Source organism: Blautia sp. 1033sp1_1033st1_G9_1033SCRN_220408, assembly GCF_040929965.1.
Classification (GTDB): Bacteria; Bacillota; Clostridia; order Lachnospirales; family Lachnospiraceae; genus Blautia_A; species Blautia_A ammoniilytica.
In genome coordinates this window covers 1-24,699 of the sequence record NZ_JBFKZO010000003.1, presented here as the reverse complement: position 1 = coordinate 24,699, position 24,699 = coordinate 1, and the positions used below count along the sequence as shown (strand labels likewise).

General features: G+C 38.9%; 23 protein-coding genes. 4 read left to right on the top strand and 19 right to left on the bottom strand.

Going from position 1 to position 24,699, the window contains the following annotated elements:
- Positions 1–5: 5 nt before the first annotated feature.
- The 7 genes from AB5916_RS03190 to AB5916_RS03160 form a co-directional block, all read right to left on the bottom strand.
- On the bottom strand, positions 6–1,283 hold the full coding sequence (locus AB5916_RS03190) for an aminotransferase class I/II-fold pyridoxal phosphate-dependent enzyme (RefSeq protein WP_368189223.1): 1,278 nt from the start codon (positions 1,281–1,283) through the stop codon (positions 6–8).
- Positions 1,280–2,224, bottom strand: a complete 945-nt coding sequence (gene miaA, locus AB5916_RS03185) for a tRNA (adenosine(37)-N6)-dimethylallyltransferase MiaA (protein ID WP_173728026.1) — start codon at positions 2,222–2,224, stop codon at positions 1,280–1,282. The genes AB5916_RS03190 and miaA overlap by 4 nt, the downstream gene beginning before the upstream one ends.
- Positions 2,224–4,233: a DNA mismatch repair endonuclease MutL gene (gene mutL, locus AB5916_RS03180; RefSeq protein WP_368189222.1), complete on the bottom strand. Its 2,010-nt coding sequence runs from the start codon at positions 4,231–4,233 to the stop codon at positions 2,224–2,226. Before mutL ends, miaA begins: the two co-directional genes overlap by 1 nt.
- 6 nt (positions 4,234–4,239) lie before the next feature.
- Positions 4,240–6,858, bottom strand: coding sequence for a DNA mismatch repair protein MutS (gene mutS / locus AB5916_RS03175; protein WP_368189375.1), 2,619 nt, complete (start codon positions 6,856–6,858; stop codon positions 4,240–4,242).
- Between the two features lie 136 nt (positions 6,859–6,994).
- Complete coding sequence (locus AB5916_RS03170; RefSeq protein ID WP_368189221.1) at positions 6,995–8,263, bottom strand: tyrosine-type recombinase/integrase; 1,269 nt, start codon at positions 8,261–8,263, stop codon at positions 6,995–6,997.
- A gap of 288 nt (positions 8,264–8,551) precedes the next feature.
- On the bottom strand, positions 8,552–8,758 hold the full coding sequence (locus AB5916_RS03165) for a helix-turn-helix domain-containing protein (protein WP_368189220.1): 207 nt from the start codon (positions 8,756–8,758) through the stop codon (positions 8,552–8,554).
- Positions 8,759–8,760: 2 nt separating this feature from the next.
- A complete protein-coding gene (locus AB5916_RS03160; RefSeq protein WP_368189219.1) occupies positions 8,761–9,963 on the bottom strand; it encodes a hypothetical protein in 1,203 nt (400 codons plus the stop codon).
- Between the two features lie 255 nt (positions 9,964–10,218).
- On the opposite strand from AB5916_RS03160, the gene AB5916_RS03155 reads away from it, so the two are divergent.
- Positions 10,219–11,331: a hypothetical protein gene (locus tag AB5916_RS03155; protein ID WP_368189218.1), complete on the top strand. Its 1,113-nt coding sequence runs from the start codon at positions 10,219–10,221 to the stop codon at positions 11,329–11,331.
- Positions 11,328–11,702 (top strand): helix-turn-helix transcriptional regulator, encoded by a 375-nt coding sequence (locus AB5916_RS03150; protein WP_368189217.1) that lies wholly within the window; start codon positions 11,328–11,330, stop codon positions 11,700–11,702. Before AB5916_RS03155 ends, AB5916_RS03150 begins: the two co-directional genes overlap by 4 nt.
- Positions 11,703–12,034: 332 nt before the next feature.
- On the opposite strand, the gene AB5916_RS03145 is transcribed toward AB5916_RS03150, so the two are convergent.
- The 9 genes from AB5916_RS03145 to AB5916_RS03105 form a co-directional block, all read right to left on the bottom strand.
- Positions 12,035–12,772, bottom strand: coding sequence for a hypothetical protein (locus tag AB5916_RS03145; RefSeq protein WP_368189216.1), 738 nt, complete (start codon positions 12,770–12,772; stop codon positions 12,035–12,037).
- 227 nt (positions 12,773–12,999) lie between these two features.
- Positions 13,000–13,194 carry an RRXRR domain-containing protein gene (locus AB5916_RS03140; RefSeq protein WP_368189215.1) on the bottom strand — a complete coding sequence of 65 codons (195 nt, stop codon included), beginning with the start codon at positions 13,192–13,194 and terminating at the stop codon, positions 13,000–13,002.
- A 163-nt stretch (positions 13,195–13,357) separates the two neighbouring features.
- Entirely contained in the window at positions 13,358–14,452 is a 1,095-nt protein-coding gene (locus AB5916_RS03135) for a DUF4317 family protein (protein WP_368189214.1), read from the bottom strand.
- A 17-nt stretch (positions 14,453–14,469) separates the two neighbouring features.
- Positions 14,470–15,285: a DNA adenine methylase gene (locus tag AB5916_RS03130; protein ID WP_368189213.1), complete on the bottom strand. Its 816-nt coding sequence runs from the start codon at positions 15,283–15,285 to the stop codon at positions 14,470–14,472.
- Positions 15,275–16,150: a hypothetical protein gene (locus AB5916_RS03125; RefSeq protein WP_368189212.1), complete on the bottom strand. Its 876-nt coding sequence runs from the start codon at positions 16,148–16,150 to the stop codon at positions 15,275–15,277. Before AB5916_RS03125 ends, AB5916_RS03130 begins: the two co-directional genes overlap by 11 nt.
- 107 nt (positions 16,151–16,257) lie before the next feature.
- Positions 16,258–17,169 carry an HD domain-containing protein gene (locus AB5916_RS03120; RefSeq protein ID WP_368189210.1) on the bottom strand — a complete coding sequence of 304 codons (912 nt, stop codon included), beginning with the start codon at positions 17,167–17,169 and terminating at the stop codon, positions 16,258–16,260.
- A gap of 165 nt (positions 17,170–17,334) precedes the next feature.
- Positions 17,335–17,532 (bottom strand): preprotein translocase subunit SecE, encoded by a 198-nt coding sequence (gene secE / locus AB5916_RS03115; protein ID WP_368189209.1) that lies wholly within the window; start codon positions 17,530–17,532, stop codon positions 17,335–17,337.
- A gap of 1 nt (position 17,533) precedes the next feature.
- Positions 17,534–18,865 (bottom strand): preprotein translocase subunit SecY, encoded by a 1,332-nt coding sequence (gene secY / locus AB5916_RS03110; protein ID WP_368189207.1) that lies wholly within the window; start codon positions 18,863–18,865, stop codon positions 17,534–17,536.
- 140 nt (positions 18,866–19,005) lie between these two features.
- On the bottom strand, positions 19,006–21,030 hold the full coding sequence (locus AB5916_RS03105) for an Ig-like domain-containing protein (protein WP_368189206.1): 2,025 nt from the start codon (positions 21,028–21,030) through the stop codon (positions 19,006–19,008).
- Between the two features lie 171 nt (positions 21,031–21,201).
- Here AB5916_RS03105 and AB5916_RS03100 point away from each other — a divergent pair, with 171 nt between their 5' ends.
- Positions 21,202–21,393: a hypothetical protein gene (locus tag AB5916_RS03100; protein ID WP_368189205.1), complete on the top strand. Its 192-nt coding sequence runs from the start codon at positions 21,202–21,204 to the stop codon at positions 21,391–21,393.
- 11 nt (positions 21,394–21,404) lie between these two features.
- Here the strand turns inward: AB5916_RS03100 and AB5916_RS03095 are convergent, their stop codons facing one another.
- The 3 genes from AB5916_RS03095 to clpX all read right to left on the bottom strand — a co-directional run bounded on the left by AB5916_RS03095 (position 21,405) and on the right by clpX (position 23,968).
- Positions 21,405–22,262: a DNA/RNA non-specific endonuclease gene (locus AB5916_RS03095; protein WP_368189204.1), complete on the bottom strand. Its 858-nt coding sequence runs from the start codon at positions 22,260–22,262 to the stop codon at positions 21,405–21,407.
- Positions 22,252–22,563: a ribonuclease Z gene (locus tag AB5916_RS03090; protein ID WP_368189203.1), complete on the bottom strand. Its 312-nt coding sequence runs from the start codon at positions 22,561–22,563 to the stop codon at positions 22,252–22,254. The genes AB5916_RS03095 and AB5916_RS03090 overlap by 11 nt, the downstream gene beginning before the upstream one ends.
- Before the next feature lie 160 nt (positions 22,564–22,723).
- A complete protein-coding gene (clpX, locus tag AB5916_RS03085; protein ID WP_368189202.1) occupies positions 22,724–23,968 on the bottom strand; it encodes an ATP-dependent Clp protease ATP-binding subunit ClpX in 1,245 nt (414 codons plus the stop codon).
- A gap of 142 nt (positions 23,969–24,110) precedes the next feature.
- Here clpX and AB5916_RS03080 point away from each other — a divergent pair, with 142 nt between their 5' ends.
- Entirely contained in the window at positions 24,111–24,614 is a 504-nt protein-coding gene (locus AB5916_RS03080; protein ID WP_368189201.1) for a DUF5684 domain-containing protein, read from the top strand.
- Positions 24,615–24,699 lie beyond the last annotated feature (85 nt).

Sequence of the window (24,699 nt, the reverse complement as noted above, 5' to 3'; positions counted from 1 at the left end):
ATAATTTAATTTAAAGAAACAAGCTTTGCATCCACAAGCTTCTGAAGAGACATCATCACTCCTAGCTTTGCATGCTCCCAGGTAAGACCTCCCTGGAAATATACGGCATATGGCGGTTTTAATGGACCGTCTGCAGACAGCTCAATAGAAGAACCCTGGACAAAGGCACCTGCCGCCATGATCACCTGGCTGTCATAGCCGGGCATATCCCATGGTTCAGGGGAAACATAGCTGTCTACTGGTGCAGCTGCCTGGATCCCCTGGCAAAAAGCGATCAGACCTTCCGGAGTTCCTAAAGTAACAGCCTGGATAATGTCCTGTCTGGGCTCTTTGGAATCCGGAACAACCGGAAAACCAAGCCGTTCATAAATATTGGCAGCAAACACAGCACCTTTTAATGCACCTTTTGTTACCATAGGTGCCAGGAAAAATCCCTGGTAAAATGACCGGTTTACTCCTAAGGTAGCACCTACCTCCATACCAAGGCCAGGACATGTCATACGGTAAGAAGCATTTTCCACACATTCCCTGGTGCCTGCAATATAACCGCCGATAGGTGCAAGTCCGCCGCCTGGATTCTTGATCAGGGAACCCACCATCATATCTGCCCCTACATCACTTGGCTCAATGGTATCTACAAATTCACCATAACAGTTGTCTACCATACAGATTGCATCCGGTTTTATGGATTTTACAAAAGCGATCAGTTCTCCGATCTGCTTTACAGAAAAAGAAGGTCTTGTCTGATATCCTTTGGAGCGCTGGATCGCAACAAGCTTTGTTTTTTCGTTAATAGACTTACGGATATTTTCATAATCAAAGGTACCATCCGGCAAAAGATCTACCTGACGGTAAGATACCCCGTATTCCTTCAGTGAGCCTTTGGAAGGACGGATCCCGATCACTTCCTCCAATGTATCATATGGTTTTCCGGCCGGGGCTAAAAGCTCATCTCCGGGCCGAAGATTTCCAAAAAGGGCAATTGCCAGAGCATGAGTGCCACAGGCGATCTGTGGCCGTACAAGGGCTGCTTCTGTATGAAAAGTATCAGCATATACCTTTTCCAGGGTATCACGTCCATGATCGTTATAACCATAACCTGAGGAAGAACCAAAGCATTCTTCACTTACTTTATTTTTCTGCATGGCCAGAAGCACTTTCATCTGGTTATATTCTGCTGTTTTATCAAACTGTATAAAACGTTCTTTTAAACTTTCTTCTATTTCGTGGCAAAAATCATAAACTCTGGAAGAAATCCCCAGCTGTTCATAAAGCTCTTTCATAATATTCCTCTTTCTTTACAGCATGAAAGCATGTAATTTAATATTTCCTGGTCATTATAAGCAAATTGATCTTTGTTGACCCAGATCACATCCTGTTCTCTGCGGAACCAGGTCAACTGTCTTTTGGCAAAATGCCTTGTATCTCTTTTCAGAATACATAATGCTTCATCTAATGGATATTCACCTTCAAGGTATGCAAGGATTTCTTTATATCCAAGCCCCTGCATGGAAACCATTCCCTTATGGCAGCCCATTTTCTGAAGGTTTTCCACTTCTTTTACAAGTCCGTTTGCAAGCATTTCGTCTACGCGGGCATCAATCCGCTGATACAAAAGCTCTCTTGGCGCATTCAATACAAAATACGCCAGATTGTACGGGCTGCTCCTCTCTTTTTGCTCCTGATTATGGCTGGAGATAGGAGTTTTATTCTGATGATAAAATTCCAGTGCCCGGATGACCCGTTTTACGTTATTTTCATGGATCTCTTCTGCGCTTACAGGGTCTACCTCTTTCAGCATCTGGTGCAGATAATGACTGCCTTTTTCCTGTACCATCTGCTCCAGTTCTTTGCGATAATCGTCTTCACACTGTGCCTGGGTAAAATCAATATCTCTTGTAACTGCCTGGATGTAAAATCCGGTTCCACCTACCAAAATAGGAATATGTCCATTTGCATAAATCTGAGACATGGCTTCTTTTGCCATCTGTTGAAATTTTACAATATGAAATTCTTCATCCGGTTCCAGTACATCTACCAGGTAATGGGGCACACCATCCATTTCGCTGGGAGTGATTTTGGCAGAGCCGATATCCATATGCCGATACACCTGCATAGAATCTGCGGAAATGATCTCACCGCCGATTGCCTTGGCAAGGGCGATGGACAATTTTGTTTTTCCTACAGCAGTAGGGCCGGTTAAAACCAGTAAAGGCTGCTTCATTATATGATCCTCTTAAATTTCTTTTCTATCTCTGTTTTTGTCATGGAAATGATGGTTGGCCGGCCATGAGGACAATGATAAGGATTGTTAAGAGTCAGCAGCTGGTCGATCAGCTGGTCAGCCTCCTGGAAGGACAGTTTGTTATTTCCTTTCACTGCTGATTTGCAGGCCATAGTAGCTAGCCTTGCTGCAAAAATATTCAATGCATCCTTTTCCCCTTCTCCTGCCAGGTTATCTAGCATTTCCAGGAAAAGATCTTCCTCGGAAAATCCGTACAGGTCTGCCGGTACTGCGCTGATACTATATTCACGGCCGCCAAAGGGCTCGATCTCAAATCCTGCTTTTTCAAAAAACTCCCGGTTTGCCAAAAGACTTGCTTCCTCTTCCAGACTAAGGCTTACGATCAGCGGAGGGCTAAGATATTGGGAATGTGTTTCCTGTTCTTTAAATTGTTTTACAAAACGTTCGTAATTTACTTTTTCATGGGCGGCGTGCTGGTCAATGATGAAAAAACGATCATCAAATTCTACCAGCCAATAGGTTTCAAACAGCTGGCCGATCAGCCGGTGACGACTTCTGGATTCAGGTGCCAACAGCTTTTCCTCAAACAACTCCAGTTGTTTAGGAGCCTCCTGCTCTTGCTTTAGGATTTCCGATTCCAATGTTTTGTGGGCTGAAATATTTATGGCTGAATCAGATATTTCCTGCGTTTTCATTTTTTGCGTTTTGGATTCCTGTATTTTCGGCTCCTGCTTGTCAATAGGATCGGTTGTATTTGCAGATGATTCTTCTTTATGGAGATTTCCGCTGAAAAGAGCTTCTTCTGCTTTTGTAAATGTGTTGCTTTTATAAACCGGAAGTTCTTCATAAAGTCGATCCTTCTGAACAACCGGATGTATATTTTGCTGCATCTGAGTCAGCCTTTTTGTTTCAAAGGGCTCAGGAATGTCTTTTCGTTCTACGATTGTTTTTGCTTTGGCAGCAGTTTCCTCAGGACCTGGTGAGACCTTTGGGATCATTTCCCTGTGAGTCAGTACATTTCTCACTGCTTCATAAATGCAATCATATACTTCAGGTCCTCTTGCAAAACGGACTTCCATTTTTCTTGGATGAACATTAACATCCAGATCATTTCCTGTCATCTGGATATGAAGAGAGACAAATGGAAATTTGTGCTGCATAAGAAAGCCTTTATAAGCATCTTCTATTGCTTTTGCAATAATATTATTTTTTACATATCTGCCATTAATATAATAGTTTTCAAAAGAACGGGTGCCTCTGGATATTTCAGGCTTTCCCACATATCCCTGGATCTTCAGAAAATCATTTTCGTAAGATACCTCTAAAAGCGCCCGGGCAATATCCCGTCCATAAACATTATAGATCACATCTTTAACATTATAATTTCCGGAAGTATGCAGCTTAACCTGCTTATTCTGAATATATTTAAATGAGATCTCCGGGTGGGAAAGTGCCAGCTGCTCCATTAATGAAGAAATGTAATTTCCTTCTGCTGCATCGGATTTCAGGAATTTGCTTCTGGCAGGCGTATTATAAAACAGATTTCTTACAAGAAATGTAGTACCTTCCGGAGCACCCATTTCTTCCATAGATCGCTCTGCTCCTCCTTCGATCACATAACGGACTCCGCTTAATGCAGACGGAGTTTTTGTGATCAGTTCCACCTGAGAAACTGCTGCAATACTGGAAAGAGCCTCTCCACGGAATCCGAGAGAGGCAATGTTTTCCAGATCTTCTACTTTTTCAATTTTGCTGGTGGCATGACTTAAAAACGCAACCGGAACCTGATCTGCTTCCATGCCGCTTCCATTGTCTGTGATGCGGATCAGCCGTTTCCCACCGTCTGCAATCTCAACCGTCACAGCAGTAGCACCTGCATCAATGGCATTTTCTACAAGCTCCTTTACTACGGAAGAAGGGCGCTCCACCACTTCTCCGGCTGCGATCTTATCTATGGTATGTTTATCTAAAACTGCTATTTTTCTCAATATTTATCACCATCTGTTCTTGATCTTGTTCTGAAGATTGTAAAGTGTATTCAACGCTTCCATAGGAGTCAGATTTCCGATGTCTATGGATTTTAATTCCTCAATGATATCATTATCCTGTACTGTATCAAATAAAGACATTTGTGCCATATCTACCTGATCATAAACAACTTTCTGTTTTTTCTTTGGGGCTGTAAGATCCTTTACTGCGGCTGTAATATCTGCATCGCTTAGTTCTTCTACCAGTTCTTTGGCACGCTGGATCACAGGCTCCGGTACGCCGGCAAGCTTGGCTACCTGGATACCATAACTTTTATCAGCTCCCCCTTTTACGATCTTTCGGAGGAATACAATATCGTCCCCCTTTTCTTTGACTGCAATACAGTAGTTATTCACACCTGAGATCTTGCCTTCCAGTTCGGTAAGCTCATGGTAATGAGTGGCAAACAGCGTTTTTGCACCGCACAGTTTTGTATTGCTGATATGCTCGATCACAGCCCAGGCAATTGCCAGCCCATCAAAGGTGCTGGTTCCTCTTCCAATCTCATCCAGGATCAGCAGACTTTTGGAGGTTGCATTCCGCAGGATATTGGCAACCTCTGTCATCTCTACCATAAAGGTACTTTGACCGCTGGCCAGGTCATCAGAAGCCCCCACTCTGGTAAATATCCGGTCAACAATCCCGATGGAGGCTTTCTGAGCTGGAACAAAGCAGCCAATCTGTGCCATCAGCACGATCAGTGCAGTCTGTCTCATATAAGTGGATTTACCCGCCATATTAGGGCCGGTAATAATGGAGATCCTCTTTTTATGATTGTCCAGGAAAGTATCATTGGCAATAAACATGTCATTTTCAATCACACGTTCCACCACTGGATGGCGTCCGTTTTTAATGTCAATGATCCCATTTTCGCTTACCTTGGGGCGCACATAATTATTCCGTTCTGCTACAAGTGCAAGAGATGCAAAAACATCCAGGGCGGCTACAGCCTTGGCAGTACGCTGGATACGTACCACTTCATTTCCAACTTTATCCCTTACATCAGAAAACAGCTGGTATTCCAAAGCATAAAGCTTGTCCTCTGCACCAAGGATCACATCTTCCAGGTCTTTTAATTCCTGTGTAATGTAGCGCTCGGCATTTACCAGGGTCTGTTTGCGGATGTAATTCTCAGGCACAAGATCTTTAAAGGTATTGGTTACTTCCAGAGAATATCCGAATACTCGGTTATATTTGATCTTTAAGGATTTGATCCCGGTACGCTCCCGCTCTCTTGCTTCCAGTTCTCCCAGCCATTTCTTGCCATCCGTACGGGCTGTGCGGAATTTATCTACATCCGGATTATATCCTTCCCGGATGATGCCGCCTTCCTTCTGGGCAAGTGGTGGATCTTCGATAATGGCACTTTTGATCAGGCCTGTTACATCTTCCAGATCATCCATATCTTCGTAAATCCTCTTTATGATAGGAGCATCAAAATCCTTCAGGATCTGCCTGATATAGGGGATCATCTCCAAAGAGGATGCAAAGGCTACCAAATCTCTGGGATTTGCTGATTTATAACTGATCCGGCTGATCAGTCGTTCCAGATCATAAATTGGATTCAGGTATTCACGGATCTCATCACGCAGCATAGGCTTTTCTTTCAGCTCTTCCACTGCCATAAGCCGGTTGTTGATCTCATCTACATCGATCAGCGGCTGCTCCACATAAGAGCGAAGCGTCCTTGCCCCCATAGCTGTCCGGGTTTTGTCCAGTACCCATAAAAGGGATCCCCGCTTCTGCTTTTCACGCAGGGTTTCCACAAGCTCCAGATTGCGGCGGCTGGAACTGTCGATCAGCATATATTTCTCAGCAGTGTAGGGATGAATACTGGTCATTTGGGATAAAGCTGTCTTCTGTGTCTCTTTCAGATAAAGAAAAAGCGAACCAGCGGCAATGACGCCGCTTTCATAATCTGCAATCCCAAGGCCATCCAGCGTATTCACGTGAAAATGATCCTTTAATACGCGTTTACAGGATTCATCGTCAAAATACCATGAATCCAGAGAAAAAATACAGATTCCCAGTCGATTCTTCAGGTCATCTGTATCTATTCCGCTCATATAAAATGCATCGTTACAGATGATCTCAGCAGGTACAAATTTATTGATTTCATCCAACAGCTTCTGAGGCTTATCTACTTCCGTGAGGAAACAGTCGCCGGTAGTAACATCTGCAATGGCACAACCAAAATGGTCTTCAATAGAAACAATAGACATAAGATAATTATTCTTTGTTTCATCCAAGGCCTGTGCGTCCAGTGTAGTGCCAGGTGTAACGATCCGTATTACTGCACGCTTTACCAGTCCTTTGGCAAGCTTTGGATCTTCCACCTGTTCACAGATGGCCACTTTATGTCCACGCTCGATCAGACGGTTTATGTAGGTTTCTGCTGCATGAAAGGGAATCCCGCACATAGGTGCCCGTTCTTCCAGTCCGCAGTCCTTTCCGGTGAGGGTTAGTTCCAGTTCCTTTGAAACCATGATGGCATCATCAAAGAACATTTCATAAAAGTCGCCCAATCTGTAAAAAAGGACACAGTCCTTGTACTCTTCCTTAGTTTTACAGTATTCCCTCATCATCGGTGATAACTTGGGAATATCGGCCAAAACCCCTGTGTTTATGCGGGTTTCAGGCTTCGCTGAGGCCGATTTGACCCATATATTACCCATATCTGTGTTCGAACTGGTATTCTGGGTTGGTTTTTCTGTTGGCAATTTAATTTCCTCTTTCTTCTGTATAGTTTTCTGAGAACTTTGCATATTCCTTTTTCATAAATTCATCCTCAATATGGGTATAATAATGCGTCATCTTTATATCTGCATGGCCTACTATTTTGGCAGTAGTTTCTGCGGGAATTCCTGACTGTATGCAGCGTGTAATAAATGTGTGCCGGAACATGTGAGGATGAATATTTAACAGCACAGGCATTCTCTTTTCCAGTTCAGCAAGTTTTTTTTCATTTGCATTTATTTTATCCATGATTCTTCTACATTCTTTACTTGCATCGTTAGGCGTATATGCTTTGCCGTTGCAGGTGGTAAATACCAGATCTGGATACATCGTTAGTAAACTGTTTTCGTCTCCCCAGTGCTTACATTGCTTTTTATCAGCCGTTTGTTTTGCTTTCCACATGAGAAGTGCTTCTGAAACTTGTTCTGACAAAGGAACATTTCTGCAGCTTTTGGTTTGTTTCGGGGTCGTTATCTGTATAACAAATTTATGTTCCGGAAGAGGATTTCCATCATTGTCATAATATATGGAAACCTGGTTCAGAGTTTTATTGATATGAATTAATTTATTATCAAAATCAATATCTGTCCATGTAAGAGCACAGGCCTCCCCGATGCGCATTCCTGTATGTATTAATAGATAAAATAGTTCATAATATCTTGTATCTTTACATGCCTTAAAAAAAGTTTCTGATTGAGTTACACTTATGCACTGCAGATCTTTTTCAACATCATTTGATGCCGGTGCATAATCCCTGGCAGGTAATTTTATATCCTGGACTGGATTTGATGGTATCATTTTACTATCAAAAGCTTTTTGGAACATCAGTTTCAATATTGTAAGTGAATGAACGATAGTGGCACGTTTATAGCCTTCATTCCGTAAACTTTTGATTACACTGAGAATATTATCAGGTTTTACCTCAATCATCTTGAAGTATCCAATATACTCCCTTATCCTTTCATATCCATTGACGTAATTGTTAATAGTAGTATTTTTCTTACTATGGATAACGTAAAGTTCCATCCATTTGTTGTACCACTGGGATACAGTTATACTGAGATCATAACCTGCGATTCCATAACTTTTGCCTTCCAAATATGCACTCCGTGTTTTTTTTAGCTTTTGAAGGTTTGTTGCATACAAAGATACGTATTTTCTTGTGCCTTGATTGTATATTCGAGTTTCATATCTGCCATCTTTACGCTGGCGTATTCCTTTTCCTAATTCCTTTCCGTTTATTCCTTTTCCCATGTTTTTCTCCTAAAACACAGCTCGACAGTATAATAACATGCCCCAAAAGGAGTTTCAAGACATGATTTTACAATCCAATATCTGCTGAACTGATTTTTTGTTGAACTACCATTTCTATGGCAGAAGTATTTGTATAGCCCTTATAACGCATAAATAACCAAAAGTCAGAATCATGAAGATTCTGACTTTTGCTGCCATATTGATTATAGCCAAGTGAACTCACCAAACGCCTATGTTAACACTTAGAGGGGTATTCACCTGGATTACGATAAAATATTCTGTGGTTTACTACAATCTGTCTGTTTGTTTAATAAGCCATTTTTCAAATCGGTCTTTATGAATAAGTGTTCTTCGTCCGATTCGGATCATAAAGCCATTATTACGCATCAAAGATCTCATTGTTTTTTCAGAGAGTCCAGTGTATTCACAAGCTTCTTTTACAGAAATCAGGATTTTTGATTCTTCAACATTTGTTTGTTTTTCTTTTTTAATCATAATCATACCTCTCCGCTTTTTTGGTGTAAAAAGTGATTAATAGCTTCATCATAGGAACAGTTCAATCGGTGTTTTCTGGAAACTACACTAGATTTATTTATCCCCAGTTTTTTGCAGCATTCTACCAGTGATTTATATTGCCTGCCGTCAAAAACAAAGAAAGAATTTTTTCGATTTTGTTTATTTGTTATACAATTTTTTAATGCGTCGTTCATCTTACAGCCATGCTTATTCATGTAAGTAGTAACTGTTGATGGAGAAATTCCATAAGCATGACAGCATGCTGTCATACTTGGATATTCTACCCCATTATATTCAATAGGCTCCAACTTCTTTTCTTTTTGCTTCTTTTTTATGTAATAATAAATGGAATCTTCAACAGAACAATGCAGCCGGGTACATCTGCTGCCTACACTGCTTCTGTTAATTCCGTATTCATTACAGCATTCGGATACTGAAGCATATCTTTTTCCATCAATTACAATTGCGGTATCCATTAATATTGTGAGTTTTACAGCCTTATTCAAAGTTATTTCGTCTTTTATGACATAGGACAATACCTTATTGATGTCTAGGCTGTATTGGTTACAACACTCTTCTAAGGTGGAAAAAGAATTACCTTGAAAAATGATGCTTCTTTTTTTGAGCTGTAGAAGAAAAGTAATTGTTTTTGAAAGTGTTACATTTTTATTTTTTTCCTTCCGCATATAAAGCGTCACAACTTCAGGACTCAAACCGTATTCTTCGCAACATATTTTTATAGAAGCATAAATTTTATCACGAAAAACAACTTCTTGAGGTCTGCCTTTTAATATATTTCTTTTTTCCTTATCCCTAATGAGAAAAGACATTGCTTTTGTAAATGAAACTTCTGGATGTTTCTTTAAGTAAGCTCGCATTGTACAGGGAACAATTCCATATTTATTGCAGCATTCTGTTTTAGAAGCAAATTTTTCCCCATGGTAGATAATTTGATGATTTTTTTTCCAGGTTATATTTCGCTCCAATGCCTCCTGTATGGAAATATGATCACTCCAAGCAGTGTTTTTTACAGAAGCTTCATTTAGACCGTAAAAAACGCAGCAATTATGAATATTATCCCATTTTCGATTTCTGAAAATAAAGGCTTTATTACGTTTTAAGTCTATATAATATCGTATGGATTCTTCAGTTGAGCATCCAGTATCAGATTTTCTTTGAATCACGTTTTTGTAGCTGATTTCATAATAGGTACAACATTTTTTTATGCTATTGAATACTCGTCCATTAAATTCGAATCGAAAATTATCATAGTAATTTGAACGTACTTTACAGGGAGAAATAATGAACACCTTCTTTCTTAACCATATTTACAGACTTAATATGTAAGAATTTAAGAAATGTGCGCCATTTTTATATGAAATTTTTTAAAATTACATATTAGTTATGAAAAATAAGTTTAGAATAAAGGAGGAAATACGATGGTTTATAAAAATACTTATAGGAAACTAAAAGTGGTCTGCGATGCGGATGATGTATTGATGTCCTGTAATGAATATGCATTGCATCTTCTATCTGCAGCCACTGGGAACAAGTATGATCTTTCTGAAATTACTGACTGGGGAATTCTTGGAAAAGAGATCGATCAAAGGATGGATTATTTTAATACAGATTTCTTTTATAATACTCAGCCGGCTTTAAATGGAGCAAGGAAGTTTCTTATTTCCCTGATGGAAAAAGCAGATGTGTTTATTGCTACTGCAGTGGCTCCGGAACATATGGGAGAACGGATTGCAAAAATACAGGAATTGTTTCCTGAATTTCCAGTGGATCATATTATTATGGGAAAAAGGAAAGATCTTTTGCAGGGAGATATCATGCTGGATGATAAAATAGATAATCTTTTGGAATCAAATTGTAATTTACCAGTATTGTTCCGCCAACCATGGAACCAGAGTGCATCTGGAATCTGTTGCGTAGACAATTATGAAGATTTTTTGACTTTGGTAGACTTTATGAATGGCGATAAAGTAGCCGTATCCAGAATCCCGAAGATACTTTGTATCGTTGGTCCATCTGGCAGCAGAAAACAGGATCTTGCAGATTATCTCTGCATGAATGCCGGTGTTTTTGAAAGAATAAGTACCTGTACAACAGCCAGACCCAAAAAGGCGGGGGCAAACCGAGTTTCACAGGATGAATTTGACCGTATACATAAAGCTGGAGAATTTATCGAAACAACCTGGTATAATCATGAAAGATTTGGAATCAGGAAAAACGATATTGATAGAGCTTTAAAAAAGGGAAAATATCCGGTAATTGTGATGGATATATCTGGTTGCCTGAGCGTTTATAATGTCTATCCTGGACAGTGTGAGATTATTTATGCAGACCGTAATAAATGGGACTGCGTTATGTCTATCATACAAAAACCAGCTCTTAAAAGAGAGCAGATTGCAGACCGCATAATTTCTTTTGAATTTGAAGAAAAAAATAAGGTTCTTGCAGATCATATCGTAAAAATTAAATCTATGGGGAGTATGTATGATGAGGTAAAAGACATTATAAGATACTTACAATTAGAGCAAGAGTGAATGAAAAAGACCAGATTTCTGGTCTTTTTTATTTGGATTTTTGGAGAAGAAGGATTTTTGACAAAAATTTTTTTTTCTTACATATTAAATATATAAATACAAGTGAAAGGAGGCTGTGTATTTTGCTCCAGATATCAAAAAAAAGAGATAGAGCACCATACACTTATTTTTATATGAAATGGAAACTGGCGGCATGCCGCATTAATAAAGGGCTAAAACAAAAAGAAGTTGCAGAACTCATGCATACTTCCAATACAACTATTGTTAATCATGAAACCGGTAAAGTAAAACCTACTATTGCACAATTAAAAATGTATTCTCAAATCTATGAAATCCCAGAAGAATTTATTGATTGTGATATCAGAAAGTGAAAGTATCCGTCAGAATTGGCATCTGGGAACAAAAACTAAAACTCCCTCGAATAAGAGAACCTAGAGCGAATTCATCCCCCCGCCTACGCTAATGCTTAGAGGCGAGGGTATTCTCCGTGGTCAGGATAAAGCAAAAAGAACAGGCCGCCAAAAGGCAGCCTGAAGATACCAGTAACCCCAACCGGTCGGGACACCGGGGGTAGCCTGTACATCTACGGCGCGGATGGTCGCAGCCATCCCTGAAAATGTCACCCGGTAAGGCAGGAAATGAAAGCCGTGAGGCTGAAGCCCCTGCCTCTAAGCTCAAGCGTAGGCAGGGGGAATGTTCACAGTCAGATTAGTTCGTTCAGATAAGGTATTACTGATATGTTTTTCTGGTGAAGCTGCTCGTAATTAAAGTTATGGGAGTAAGTAGCTGGATTTTTCATATTTATCGATTTATATTCAAATATCCTGTCTGTAAAAGGGATTGTATAATAATCCTCTTTTATTTTTAGTATATCTCTGAAAGCCTGAACGCTATACCCTTTTTTTACAATTTCATTTTTATCAGCTATAAAGATATAGTCCCGATAAATAGGAAAAATGCAACAATCTGTAAAGTGAAATTTAGCCGCTGCTCTCTTCCATATATCATTCATCAATAACATGCTATTGCAGAAAGATGGATTTACAAAGTGCTTATCGAATTGAAATGCATAATAGGTTATGTTGGAAACTTTTCTTTCATTAAACACTATTTTCATTTTTTTTAGATTACGATATGCAATCGGAAACACTTCTGCAGCTTCAATCCCAAGTTCTCCCATTTTATAAATCGTCAGAGGATCCCACGTGGTAATTGTAGTAAAACGGATGTTCCAGTTTAAAATGTAAGTCATCTTAAAACCATTCCAGGTTATAATAGGTATATCTGGAAACTGTTCAGTTTCAACACAAAGTTTTTCATTGTTTGCTATTAAATATGGAAATATGAGGGGTTCTAAATCCGTCTTTGTTCCATGTTCTTTCAGAAAAAGAACATCTTTAATTTGTTCTGAAATAAGATTATCTAAATTCACTGATATCATAAACACTCCTTTTTTATAATGTCCAGGGCGGAATGCGTCCTCCTTTCGTTTTAATGCAGGCCGGTAAGATACCCAGCCAGTGTTATAGTTCCTTGTAAGGATGTTGCACTTTTCAGCGATGCGAATTTCCTGCCGTTAGATGCAGGACTGGTAAATTCCACGTTCACGCCTTGCGGATGGAAAAACATCCTTTGGAAAGCTTATGCCTACGGTATTTACGGAAGTTCTCACTGTCTTTTTGGTGGTTCCGGCTTATCTTTCCCCATTTCAAAGACAGCACTGGTAACCGGGACCACGCTGCAAAACTCACGGAACAGCCTGGCCTGAATTTCCAGCTTGTGCTGGATGCTTGGACCAAACCATTTTTTATGCCCATCCACCGGGTTCTTCGCCCAGTTGTCAAACTTTGGTTTCCGAAACATTTTATGGTTCCGGCTGTCCGACGGTTCTTTCTACGGTCATTGTGATATTCGGTTTCCATAGCCAGGAGATCCCGGGGTGCCTGTAATATTCCGGCCAGTCCATAAGGATATGACCGTGGGTAGTTGACCCTCTACCTACGTTTTGCTTAGAGGTGGGGTTTCCTTATTTTTCAGTTGATGAATTAGCTAACACGATATCATTAATAGTAGCATTATTTGCCGGAATAAGAAAGTAATCTTTTCCATTTATATTCCGACGTTCAATTGATGCAAGACTTTCGAGTTTTGTTTTAATTAGTATATCACGTGCATTTATGTTTATGCTGTCGGAAATGATATTATTTACAGAAAAATTTTGTCCTTCATAAGCCTCTGCTGCCTGTTTTAATTCTTCTTGCCTTTCTTCTGGAACATCTCCGTATTCAATAATAGCATCCGCAAGTTCTTTTCCTGAAATACTAACATCTTCGCCAGTCATCTGCATATCAATTAGTGTCTCCTGAAAATGTTCAAATATACTATTAACAGAATCAAAAGGAACATTGTCTTTATACGCCGAATCCAAAAGTTCCTGAAATCCTTCCCTTTGTTCTTTCGGACTTAACGGAAAATTTGCACCAAAAAGAACAGGGATAAGGTCTGCAGCTCTACTTGCAGCTTTTTCATTTTTAGAATAAAATACTGCGTGTTCTATATCAGTATGAAGATTATCGAGAGCCGGATATAAGAAAGTATAAGTTGGGGCTCCCAACATTGGCTCTGTAAGCCTGTTTTTAAATTCATTCTGAGGAGAATCATACTTAATACCAGGCTTACTGAGGCCACATGGCTGAATAAGCGCAAGAACAAAAGTGTAAACCTCTTCACTGTCTCCACCATTGCTTCCAGGCAGGTCGAAAGCTCCATAAGCGAAAAAGATGCTGTAATTTTCGTCAGCCAGGTAATGATCCCTGATATTCATTGCGACATTTTCAATTCTTTCCATGTTCTTAAGCTCAGTGTCCCTTAAAGGTTCTAAGAGATTTTCTTCAACTTTGACTTCAATGGCACTGGAACCAAGTTTTCCGGAAACGCCCTTTTTAAAAAAAGCACAGTACTGATCAAGTTCTGACTCATCAAGAGTCATAAAAGTCTGTGGTTCCTGGAAACGGATATCATCTCTATTGATATCTACATAACAGGATACAGTCTTAACAACGGAAGTACTCTCTGGTTTTCCGATAATTCTTTTTATAAACGCAAGATCTTTTTTTGTCATAATAGTTAATCTCCTTTTCAGAATAATGTTTGTTGGAAGTAGGTATCTTTCGGATAATTCATCCATACTACTTCAACGGCTTTTTTACCGGATTCCGTATAATTAGATATCTCAGTTTTTTCCCAGTCAGAAAGTAAATTTTCATATAAAGGGCTGCTATAACCACTGAGCATAATTTTGGCTTTTGAAGATAATAAAACATCTAAAAGATTTTTATGATCGTCATCTGTCATCTCGTGTTTATACTGTTTTGTATACCTTGTATTTAAAACATAAGGCGGATCTACATACATGAACACATCAGCATAATTAAATCTCTGTATTAATTCCAAAGCTGGGCTGCATTCTATCTGGGCTTGTTTCAGACGTTCTGCTGTCTGTAAGACCCATTCCGGCAGTCTGTTCCAATTTAATAAGGCATAGGCCCGTTCTCTTCCGTGTACATCATTTTTCCAGCCACTTTTATATCCAGAAGTGCGGAAACCGTGTCCCATCCAACATTTAATGAGAAAAGACAGGGCTTTTTCATATGGATCATCTGTGTTTGCGGAAAATTGCTGTTCATATAGAGCTTTGGAATAAGGAGAAGCATAAACCATGGCTGCAATTTTATCAGGATCATCTTTAATGCATCGAAAAAGGTTCACGACATCTGTATCAAGATCATTGATTGTTTCAATATCAGAGGGCGGTTTTGTAAAAAATACCGCCCCGCTCCCAAAATAAGGCTCCAGATACGAATGATGATCTGGAATCAGACTACACAACTTCTTTGCTATTCTCCACTTGCTTCCAGGATATCTAAGAACAGACCTGTAAGAATCACCTGCCATAATATCCGTTTCCATTATCAGAATAAGTGCTGCTTCTCTGATAGGACTGTGTAGAAGACGTCTGATAACCGTTATCTCTATAATTACCGTTACCTCTATCAGCAGGATAAGTATTTCCCCTCTGATAGGATTGTGCAGAAGTTGACTGGTATCCGTTATCTCCATAGTTGTCACCGATTTCACGTTGTACAGACGGATGTGATGGATTTTGCGAAGCCTGCCTTAAACTGGTCAGATAATTAGCGTAAGAAGCCTGTCCCTGCAGGATAATGCGGTTTGCGGTAACCATTTCCCAGTTACGGATAAAGGAATCTGTACGTTTGAGAAGCATATACAGATCCATATCGTTCAGATTAATAAAAGCCGCTTTATCCTGGGCATATGAACCGCCTTTCATGTAATATCCTCCCATTTTATTCTGTACGCGGATACCATGCCCATTGGAAATGGAAATAAACCAGGGATTATTAGAAACTGTTCCATCCGGCTTCATAGGATGCCGGTTAATTAAAAACTTCTGTGCAATGGAGTAGCCGTTTCGATCCGGACTTCCGAAGATTTTGTCCAAATTCCATTCAAAATCCTGATATCCGACTTCAATACGAGTCAAAAGGAACTGGATTTGTTCAGGCGTAAGATTAAAAGATACAATTGTATTGTTTTGACCAGTGCCGTTAGAATAGTCCTGAATTGAAACACCGATAAGGGAATTGACCTTAAAATCTGATTCATTCTGTTCTCCCTTTGCATGAAGCTGTGCATAATGCGTGAGTGGTGCAGGCTGAAGTTTATCATAAAAAGCTATCAGCTTTTTATTTGTCTGAATCTTAGCAATCTGATTCGTCTGAATAATATTTGCTGCCATAGTAAATTCCTCCTGTTTTATTTTTAATATGTCATTTATTGAAGAAGCTGGCTGGTTTTTATAAGAAAAGTAAAAAATCCCCCGGTCTAATATCCGGGGGAATCACATTAATTCAAGGCAGAATCTGTATTGTAAACCACAGCACCATCCAGCCATCTGTTTGGCTGAGAGAAAGTCCCTGGTTCTGTATTACGCATAACATCTTCATATATCCAAAGCTTGCTGTCCATATCATCCAGTATATGAAGAATATATGCTTCCCTTGTTTCCGGTATTTTTACTGCCCCGTATTCCATTTTTCCATGGTGTGAAAGGATCATATGGATAAGGAGCTGGATACTGGAAGAATTCGTATTGATCATGCAGGAATTACAGGCTTCTGTAACCATCATTGCCCCAAGGTATAAATGCCCGTAAAGGTTACCTTCTGTTGTATACTCTGCGTTTCCAAGAGTATCCATTTTAAGTTCACGGAGCTTTCCGATATCATGCAAGATAGCTGCTGCCATCAGAAGATCTTTGTTCAGAGAGTACACATGAGAAAGTGTTTTTACGTTAGCTGTGATTCTGCAGATATGATACAGAAGACCGTTAAGATAGTTATGATGCACGGACTTTGCCGCAGACCATTTACTAAAGTTCTGTTCATTTTCACGTATCAGATATTCTGTTACAGTTTTTAAATCGCGGTCATTGATCTCAGCTATGTAATGGTATAACATTTTCATACAGGCATCTGGGTCAATCGGAGCATGTATCAAAAACTGAGAAGGATTCCCATCAGGAACAGGGACTGCATTCTTTATATTGATGTAGCCATTTTTCATGGTTAGTGTAAGATCGACAACTTTTCCTGCATAAGGAAAATCAGCTGCGGTACACCAGGAATTCGCAGTCATTTCGGCATCCCCGTCTGTAAAAGCGACATTGACATAGGTATTTTTAGCACCTATTTTTTCTTCCACTCTTTTAATAAGAACACGGAATACCTTGCTCTCTCCTTCGTTTAAATAAAACATAATAAATTTCCTTTCTTAATATCCCACTATCAAATAAGCAATAGGATATATATATAATCGAAATAGCGCGTAAAAACCCCAGCCGAAGCAGTCGTCTGCGGGATATAAGCGCCAGTTTACGGAGGGCTAGTTCACATATACCAGACCGACGAAGTCGCTCGGGGTTCATGACTTTGCAATTAATCCTGTAACAAAATTCACTGCATACTGGGTTGCGGTATCTACACCAACAATTAATACGATAAGAACGGCACAAAAACCAATTACAACAGCTGTTTCTTTTATAAGGGTTTTCTTATCAGACCAGATAATCTTATTCCAGTCAGATTTAACACCTTTAAAATATTCTCGTACTTTGCTCATTTTAAAATTCCCTCCTGTCCTTTGTAAGGAAACCTTGGTGTTTTCTTACCTGCATATGGGCTTCAATCAGCTCCAAAGTTTCAAGCATGACACCGACAATAATGATGATAGAAGTTCCACCAAAAGATACACTTGCATGAAACATTCCGTTAAAGAACGTTGGAATGAACACGATGATCATAAGAGCTGTAGCCCCGATAACCACCATATGGCTGAGAACCTTTGCAAGATAGTCTTCAGTAGGTTTTCCAGGTCTTAATCCAGGAATACATCCACCACTTTTTTTCAGATTTGAAGCAACTTCCAGAGGGTTAAAGGAAATGGATGTATAGAAAAATGCAAAAAAGTAAAGCATAGCGATATAAATAACCAATCCTAGAGAATACCAAGGCGTTGATGGATTAAACCAGTTATTCTGGTTAACTTCTTCAAGGATAATACGGCTGACTCCGCTACCGTATCCCTTTCCTGTAATAGAAGCAACCATCTGAGGAAGGGATAATAAAGAAGATGCAAAGATAACAGGCATAACATTTGCCACATTGACTTTGATCGGAATTTTTGATGCCTGCGTACCTGTAAGACGACGTCCATTCATTTTCTGAGAGTACTGGACAGGGACATCTCTGTGTCCATCATTCAGGATAACGACTAACACAATGGTTGCTACGATAATAGCGATAATGATAAGGGCAGACAGGGATCCTTTTGCAATCGTTTTATTGAATACGAAAGTTTCAAATAATACAGACAGGCTTCCAGGGATACGTGACAGGATGTTGACCGCAAGGATAATAGATATTCCATTGCCAATACCATGTTTCTTGATCATTTCACCCATGAATATCATTAATCCGCAGCCGCCGGTAAGGAATACGGTAATGATAATCCCTCTAAAAATAGACATATTCGGAATAAGTCCAGATTTTCCAAAACCGTATGCCATGCATACACTTTCTACTACAGATAATCCAATAGCGGTCCAACGGTTTACCCATTCCATTTTTTTTCTTCCATACTCTCCGTCTCTCTGGAACTGTTCCAGGGCCGGAATACAAACTGAAAGAAGCTGGATGATGATAGATGCCGTAATGTAAGGGGTAATACCAAGAGCAAAAATTGAGAAATTCTCAAATGAGCCGCCGGTAAATGCAGAAAAGATATTAAACGCCCCATCGTTATTTTTTGAAAACCACTGTTTGAAATAAGAGGTATTAATTCCTGGGACCGGAATCTGTGATCCTACCCTTACTAGGATGATCATAAGTAGGGTAAATAAAAGCTTTCGCCGCAGGTCTTTTATTCGGAATGCGGACTTGATTGATTTGAACATATAGGTTCCTCCTTATAATAATGTGTATATATAACTGTATGGATCCCATACAGGAATTTCATATTTAATATGTCATATTTTTTATAAGCTGGCTGATTTTTATAAGAAAAAAGGTGCATCGTAAGATGCACCTTTGATACTTATTTAACGGTTACATTGAATGTTTCAGAAAATCCTTTATAAGATACGGTAAAAGGATAAGTTCCTGCTTCTGCTTTAGGGGAAAAATCAATTGTAAAATCAGTTGGATTTGTTACTGTACCAGCATAATCAGTTGCCGTGAGCGTAATATTATTCTTATCGATATTCTCTCCAACCCCGATAGGAACATTCATAAATTTGAACTTTACTGACTTAGGTTCTGTTTTTACAATCGAAGTAATGCGAATAGTCATATTCTGTCCGGCATAATGAATGACCAGGGTTGCTTTTCCAAGATGTTCTGTAGCTGGTGTAAAATCATAAGTATAGTCAGTAATCTGTTTTGTGCTTCCATCACTATAAGTTCCGGTTAAAATGATCTTAGAAGCATCAAAAGGTTCTTCAGCATATACATAACTGTTGTTATATTGGGCATCTAATCCGGTCAGGGCAGGTGTTGGGACTGTTTTTTCTTTAATAGTAATAGAAATTGCCTTCTTAAAGGTTCCCCATGTCACATTGAAAGTATAAGCTCCTGCGGAGGACTGTGGTTTGAAATCGCAAGCGTAATCAGTAACTTCTTTTTGAGAACCGTCTGAATATTTAGCTGTCACTTTAAGCTGACCGCTTGCCAGATTTTGATCCACATATACATAGGAAGGATTTAAAGAGTAAGTCATACCTGTTACTTCGGGTGTGCTGGACTTCTTTACAAGGATAGTTAATGTTACAGAGTGATTTTCTGCAGTAATGATAGCTTTATACGCCCCGTTGGAATAAGAAATATCTACTTTAAATCCAATATTCTTTTTAGAACCGTCAGAATAAACACCTTTTACATCAAAGTCTGATGTTTTAAAAGTATACCCGCTTTCTACTTCTGAATGTTTGCAGGAGGCTTCGATACTCTCCAATGTAACTGAGGATGGAGATTCTTTCTTTTTTACATTGATTACGGTTGAGAAGCTTGTTCCAGTTATTGTGACTGTACATTTATAACCATCAGAAGTTGACTCTGCTTTTACTGAATAGCTTTTTACTTCATCTTTTGTTCCGTCCGAATATTTTACGTAAACAGTCAGACGATTTTTGATATCATCAATAGAGGATGCTTCCGTAATACCGCACACAGCTTCTATGCCGGTGATAGTTTTATGGACTGGTTTCGGAGTTGGAGTATTCTGAGGTTTATTTACCGTGATATATACAGAAATGGAATCTTTCCATTTATCGTTAGTGGTAACAGTGATTTTAACTGTTCCGGCAGAAACACCTTTTACAAGCCCAGTACTGGATACGGTTGCGATTTTTGTATTATCTGATTTCCAGGTAAAAGTTTTGGATAGTTCGGATGGCTGTACGGAAACATTTAACTGAAGTGTTCCATTTATATTAACACTTTTTTTAGAGCTAACGATGATTTTTGAAACACGCTTATCAGAGGCAGGTTTAGAAGCCTTTTTTACAGTTACTTTGCAAGACGCTTTCTTTTTGCTACCATCTTTAGCTGTTGCTGTAATTGTTACTGTTCCAGCTTCCTTCGCTGAGACAACACCTTTACTGTTTACAGAAGCTATACTGTTGTTACTGCTCTTCCATACTAACGTTTTATTAGAAGCTTTTGATGGAGATACAGAAGCTTTTAATGTATAAACTTTTCCTGCTTTTAAAGTGATATTCTTTTTATTCAATTTTACATTTGTTACTTTGGTTACTTTTCTGGCGGCTTTTACTATAACGGTGCAATTGTAGTTTCTTTTATTCACAGTTGCTGTGATTTTAGCTTTTCCTGTCTTTTTACCAATTACTTTTCCTCTTTTACTGACAGAGGCAATCTTTGAGTTAGAAGATTTCCATTTGATCTTACCCTTGGCATTTTTTACTTTTAAAGTTGTTGATTTACCAACTGTCAGAGTGATAGCTTTTTTACTGATTACTGGAGATGCTGCCTGAACTGGCAAAGATGCAAGTAGCATACAGAAAACGGTAAATATCACCATAAGTTTTTTGACTGTACTTCTCATGATGAGAGACCTCCTTTTTTTCTTTTAATATGTCATTTTTAACCCAGAATAAGGAAAAGTTCTCTGCCTCTAAGCGGTTAGCACAGGCGGTGGGTGAGTTCATCTGTAATAGAGAAATTTTCATTAAGCACAGTTTAAAAATACATATTAAAGCAAAAGGGAGGTGTTTTTATGGCAAACAACATGGATTGGATGTTGCAGCAACAGAACCAGTTAATGCAGCAGAATACACTTCTTCAGATGCAGACAGATCAGTATCATATGAGAAATGATATGCAGAGGCAGCAGGACATTCTGTATGAGCAGATGATCATGGAGGATGAAGAACGGAAAAGAAGAAATAAGAGAAGCACCGTCAGATGACGGGGCTTCTTTCATGAATTACATTTTTTACAGGGATCATAACCTTGTGTGATAAGGTCATCCCGTGATCCAGTATATATTTCTTTATTTTCAGATTTTATAGAAAAGACACTGGAACAAGATGGTTTATGAAATTTTTTGGAATTTGTATTTAAAATATATTCAACTTTTGAATTTTCTGAACTTGACTTTTGAGTACCGTTGTCAGAGCTTTCTCCGGTCGCATAATCAATAGAAATTCCAGGCTGAACATTATAACAAAAGACATTGTAAAGAATACCTTCTCCCTTATCTTCTACTGATTCTGCTTCCATCTGAACCCCGGAAGCTACCAGGTTATTTCCATCAAAAATGGGTGTTACCCGATATAATACATGATTTCCGGTTTCTTTAATATAATCAGCAACCATATTTTCGAACGGTAACATACCCTCCGTATTAAGATATCTGGTTCCGGTGATCAAGTTTTTTTCGTTTGCATTTTCGGCTGTAAGCTGATATCCGATCAAATGACAACGGTTATACAAATATTTCCCATCTACATTATCATATTTCACTGTATGCCAGCCTGAAGGCTTCACCTGACCAATGGAGCCTCTTTTTTCTGTAGGCATCAGGTCTTGCCCTATATTTGCATAAGCGCCCCCGCATCTTCCTAATGAGTCAAGATCACTGTAAGTTTCAAAAGATGTTGAGGTAAAATCATCGTCAGGAAAATCTGGAACATTATCATTTATCTCCGTATATGCTTCACCATTATATTCTGGGATATCTGCAAGCTTAACGGGATCTGCCTGCACCAAATTACATCCGGATAGAAGAATCGTTATGGCAGTAAAAACAGGAAGTAGAACTTTTTTAATCGGCATCGTACACCTCCATCGTTATTTTATCATGAGAGTTTCCAGTAAACTCTTTTGTTGACGAAAGCTTCCATTTACTAAGGTCTATAGTAAAGCGGATATCTGAAGGATATTTCCGGTTCCAACGAAATAAAATAATTTTTTCAATCCATTTTTCTGCAATAACAGGATCTTCTGTTTCAATGAAGCAGTATTCTCTTTCTGCAGCTTCATGCAGGCAATTATCATCTACATTGATCTGGGTATGTTCAAGTCCAAACATCCTTGAAGAATAGGCACTCATCCAGAGCGTTTTATTTTCTGTCATATCCAGTATTTTTTTTGACAGGAGTTTATCCTGACTTAATCTTCGATGGTTAAAACAAAGCCCCATTCGGTCATCCACAACTGTAATTAATATCATAGCTTTTTCTCCTTTGCACAAATCATAATTATACAGAATGTGAGGAAAAATAGCAAATATAAACTTATCTTCCGGCTCTGATCTTCTGTAGATGCTGAGAATGCACCATTACAGGGATTCCTGTTTCTATAGTGGTGTCAATAACCTGTATTTCCTCAATATCATCCATATCAGGGACTTCGTACATGATCCTGGTCATACAGTTTTCTATGATTGAACGAAGGCCTCTGGCACCGCTGCCTTTTTGTATGGCTTTTTCTGCGATATATTCCAATGCTGATTTATCAAAATCCAGCTGTACCCCATCCATTAGCAAAAGCTTCTGATATTGTTTTACAATGGCATTTTTAGGTTCTGTTAAAATACGGAGCAGAGATTCCTTATCAATGGAATTTAGAATGGTTATTACTGGAAATCTTCCAACAAATTCAGGCATTAATCCATACTTGACTAAATCTTGGTTTTCAATCTGCTTAATTTCTTTTTTTTCTTCGGTTTTACCGAATCCGATTGGTTTTGAACCTGCATCCTGCAAAGATTTTTCCAGTCCTTCAAAAGCTCCTCCACAGATAAAAAGGATATTCGTCGTATTGATAGTCACAGTCTGGTTTACATTAGAAAAAGGAGATGTTTTACCAGACCTTATGTTTTTAACAGGAACTTCTATTTCGGATCCTTCCAGTAGTTTTAAAAGAGCCTGTTGCACTCCTGCTCCAGAAACATCTTTTTCAAAAGAAAAATTGGAAGAAGCCATAGAGAGCTTATCAATTTCATCTATATAAACGATTCCTTTTTCTGCTCTTTCAACATTTCCATTCGCATTTGAAAGAAGTCTTGTGATAATATCTTCAACATCTTCACCTGCGTATCCGGCCTGAGTCAAAGAAGTTGCATCAGCAATCACAAATGGCACATCCAGGATTTTTGCAAGAGTCTGGACTAAATAGGTTTTTCCACTACCGGTAGGACCAATCATAAGAATATTGGATTTCTGAATCTTAATATCTTTATCGTCAGTCAAAACCCTTTTATAATGGTTATAAACGGCGACGGAAAGTACAATTTTCGCTTCATCCTGACTGATAACGTATTCGTCAAGGCAAGCTTTTATCTTTGATGGTTTTAAAGGAATAAAAGATTCCTTCTGAACTTTATCAAGGCTGCTGTTTTTATCTTCATCTTCAAACATCCATTCATACATGGATGATACGCATTTCTTGCATATAGTTACCCCATTTGCAGAACCTCCCATGACCGGATTGGATTTTCCACAGAAAGAGCATTTTCGCTGTGCGTTTGTTTGGATCATACAATTGCTCCTTTTTTATTTTTAATATGTCATCTTTTTCCTTATATGAATGTTTTTATAAGAAATTTGCTAGGATGTGTTTTGAAATGACATATTAAATCTGAATATCTGCTTTTTAAGCAGGGAAAGGAGGAAAAGTAAAATGTACGAATCAAAGGGAATGGCTATTGGTGCTTTTCTGGGCGCTTATCTTGGAATCTTCTGTGTAGTTACAATTGTTATCGCAGTTATTTCTATTATTGCAAACTGGAAAGTATATACAAAAGCCGGCAGGGAAGGATGGAAATGTCTGATTCCGGTGTACAATGTCTATGTTTTGTATGACATGGTATGGGAAACAAAACAGTTCTGGATTTACTTTGGATTGATGATTGGTTCAGCAGTATTTACTGCTCTTGGAAGTAATCTTTTCGTAACACTGGTCATCCTTGCTTTAAACATTGCAATCCTTGTATGGAGCATCCGTCTGTTACATCACTTATCTGTATGTTTCGGACATGGTCCTGCTTTTACTGTAGGACTGCTTTTACTGAACACAGTATTTGTCATGATCCTTGCTTTTGGCGATTCCAAATACTGCCGCCAGACAGAAAAAGTCTTAGGTGATTCTATTAAAGAAGAACCTGAGAAAGACACTGAAGCTTAACAGAAAAAGGGGCTGTCGCACTAACGTGCGGCAGCTCATTTTATATATCCAACACAAAACGCCGAGCTTCGAAAAGCCCGGCGTT

Excerpts from the sequence above, each read along its gene's own strand:
- AB5916_RS03190 (WP_368189223.1), bottom strand. The coding sequence starts at position 1,283 with ATGAAAGAGCTTTATGAACAGCTGGGGATTTCTTCCAGAGTTTATGAT.
- mutS (WP_368189375.1), bottom strand. The coding sequence starts at position 6,858 with ATGATGAGGGAATACTGTAAAACTAAGGAAGAGTACAAGGACTGTGTC.
- AB5916_RS03155 (WP_368189218.1), top strand. The coding sequence starts at position 10,219 with ATGGTTTATAAAAATACTTATAGGAAACTAAAAGTGGTCTGCGATGCG.
- AB5916_RS03095 (WP_368189204.1), bottom strand. The coding sequence starts at position 22,262 with ATGCCGATTAAAAAAGTTCTACTTCCTGTTTTTACTGCCATAACGATT.
- AB5916_RS03105 (WP_368189206.1), bottom strand. The coding sequence starts at position 21,030 with ATGAGAAGTACAGTCAAAAAACTTATGGTGATATTTACCGTTTTCTGT.
- secE (WP_368189209.1), bottom strand. The coding sequence starts at position 17,532 with ATGAGCAAAGTACGAGAATATTTTAAAGGTGTTAAATCTGACTGGAAT.
- AB5916_RS03135 (WP_368189214.1), bottom strand. The coding sequence starts at position 14,452 with ATGACAAAAAAAGATCTTGCGTTTATAAAAAGAATTATCGGAAAACCA.
- clpX (WP_368189202.1), bottom strand. The coding sequence starts at position 23,968 with ATGATCCAAACAAACGCACAGCGAAAATGCTCTTTCTGTGGAAAATCC.
- AB5916_RS03145 (WP_368189216.1), bottom strand. The coding sequence starts at position 12,772 with ATGATATCAGTGAATTTAGATAATCTTATTTCAGAACAAATTAAAGAT.
- AB5916_RS03080 (WP_368189201.1), top strand. The coding sequence starts at position 24,111 with ATGTACGAATCAAAGGGAATGGCTATTGGTGCTTTTCTGGGCGCTTAT.
- AB5916_RS03140 (WP_368189215.1), bottom strand. The coding sequence starts at position 13,194 with ATGTTTCGGAAACCAAAGTTTGACAACTGGGCGAAGAACCCGGTGGAT.
- AB5916_RS03120 (WP_368189210.1), bottom strand. The coding sequence starts at position 17,169 with ATGTTTTATTTAAACGAAGGAGAGAGCAAGGTATTCCGTGTTCTTATT.
- miaA (WP_173728026.1), bottom strand. The coding sequence starts at position 2,224 with ATGAAGCAGCCTTTACTGGTTTTAACCGGCCCTACTGCTGTAGGAAAA.
- AB5916_RS03130 (WP_368189213.1), bottom strand. The coding sequence starts at position 15,285 with ATGGCAGGTGATTCTTACAGGTCTGTTCTTAGATATCCTGGAAGCAAG.
- AB5916_RS03100 (WP_368189205.1), top strand. The coding sequence starts at position 21,202 with ATGGCAAACAACATGGATTGGATGTTGCAGCAACAGAACCAGTTAATG.
- AB5916_RS03165 (WP_368189220.1), bottom strand. The coding sequence starts at position 8,758 with ATGATTAAAAAAGAAAAACAAACAAATGTTGAAGAATCAAAAATCCTG.
- secY (WP_368189207.1), bottom strand. The coding sequence starts at position 18,865 with ATGTTCAAATCAATCAAGTCCGCATTCCGAATAAAAGACCTGCGGCGA.
- AB5916_RS03170 (WP_368189221.1), bottom strand. The coding sequence starts at position 8,263 with ATGGGAAAAGGAATAAACGGAAAGGAATTAGGAAAAGGAATACGCCAG.
- AB5916_RS03090 (WP_368189203.1), bottom strand. The coding sequence starts at position 22,563 with ATGACAGAAAATAAAACGCTCTGGATGAGTGCCTATTCTTCAAGGATG.
- AB5916_RS03125 (WP_368189212.1), bottom strand. The coding sequence starts at position 16,150 with ATGGCAGCAAATATTATTCAGACGAATCAGATTGCTAAGATTCAGACA.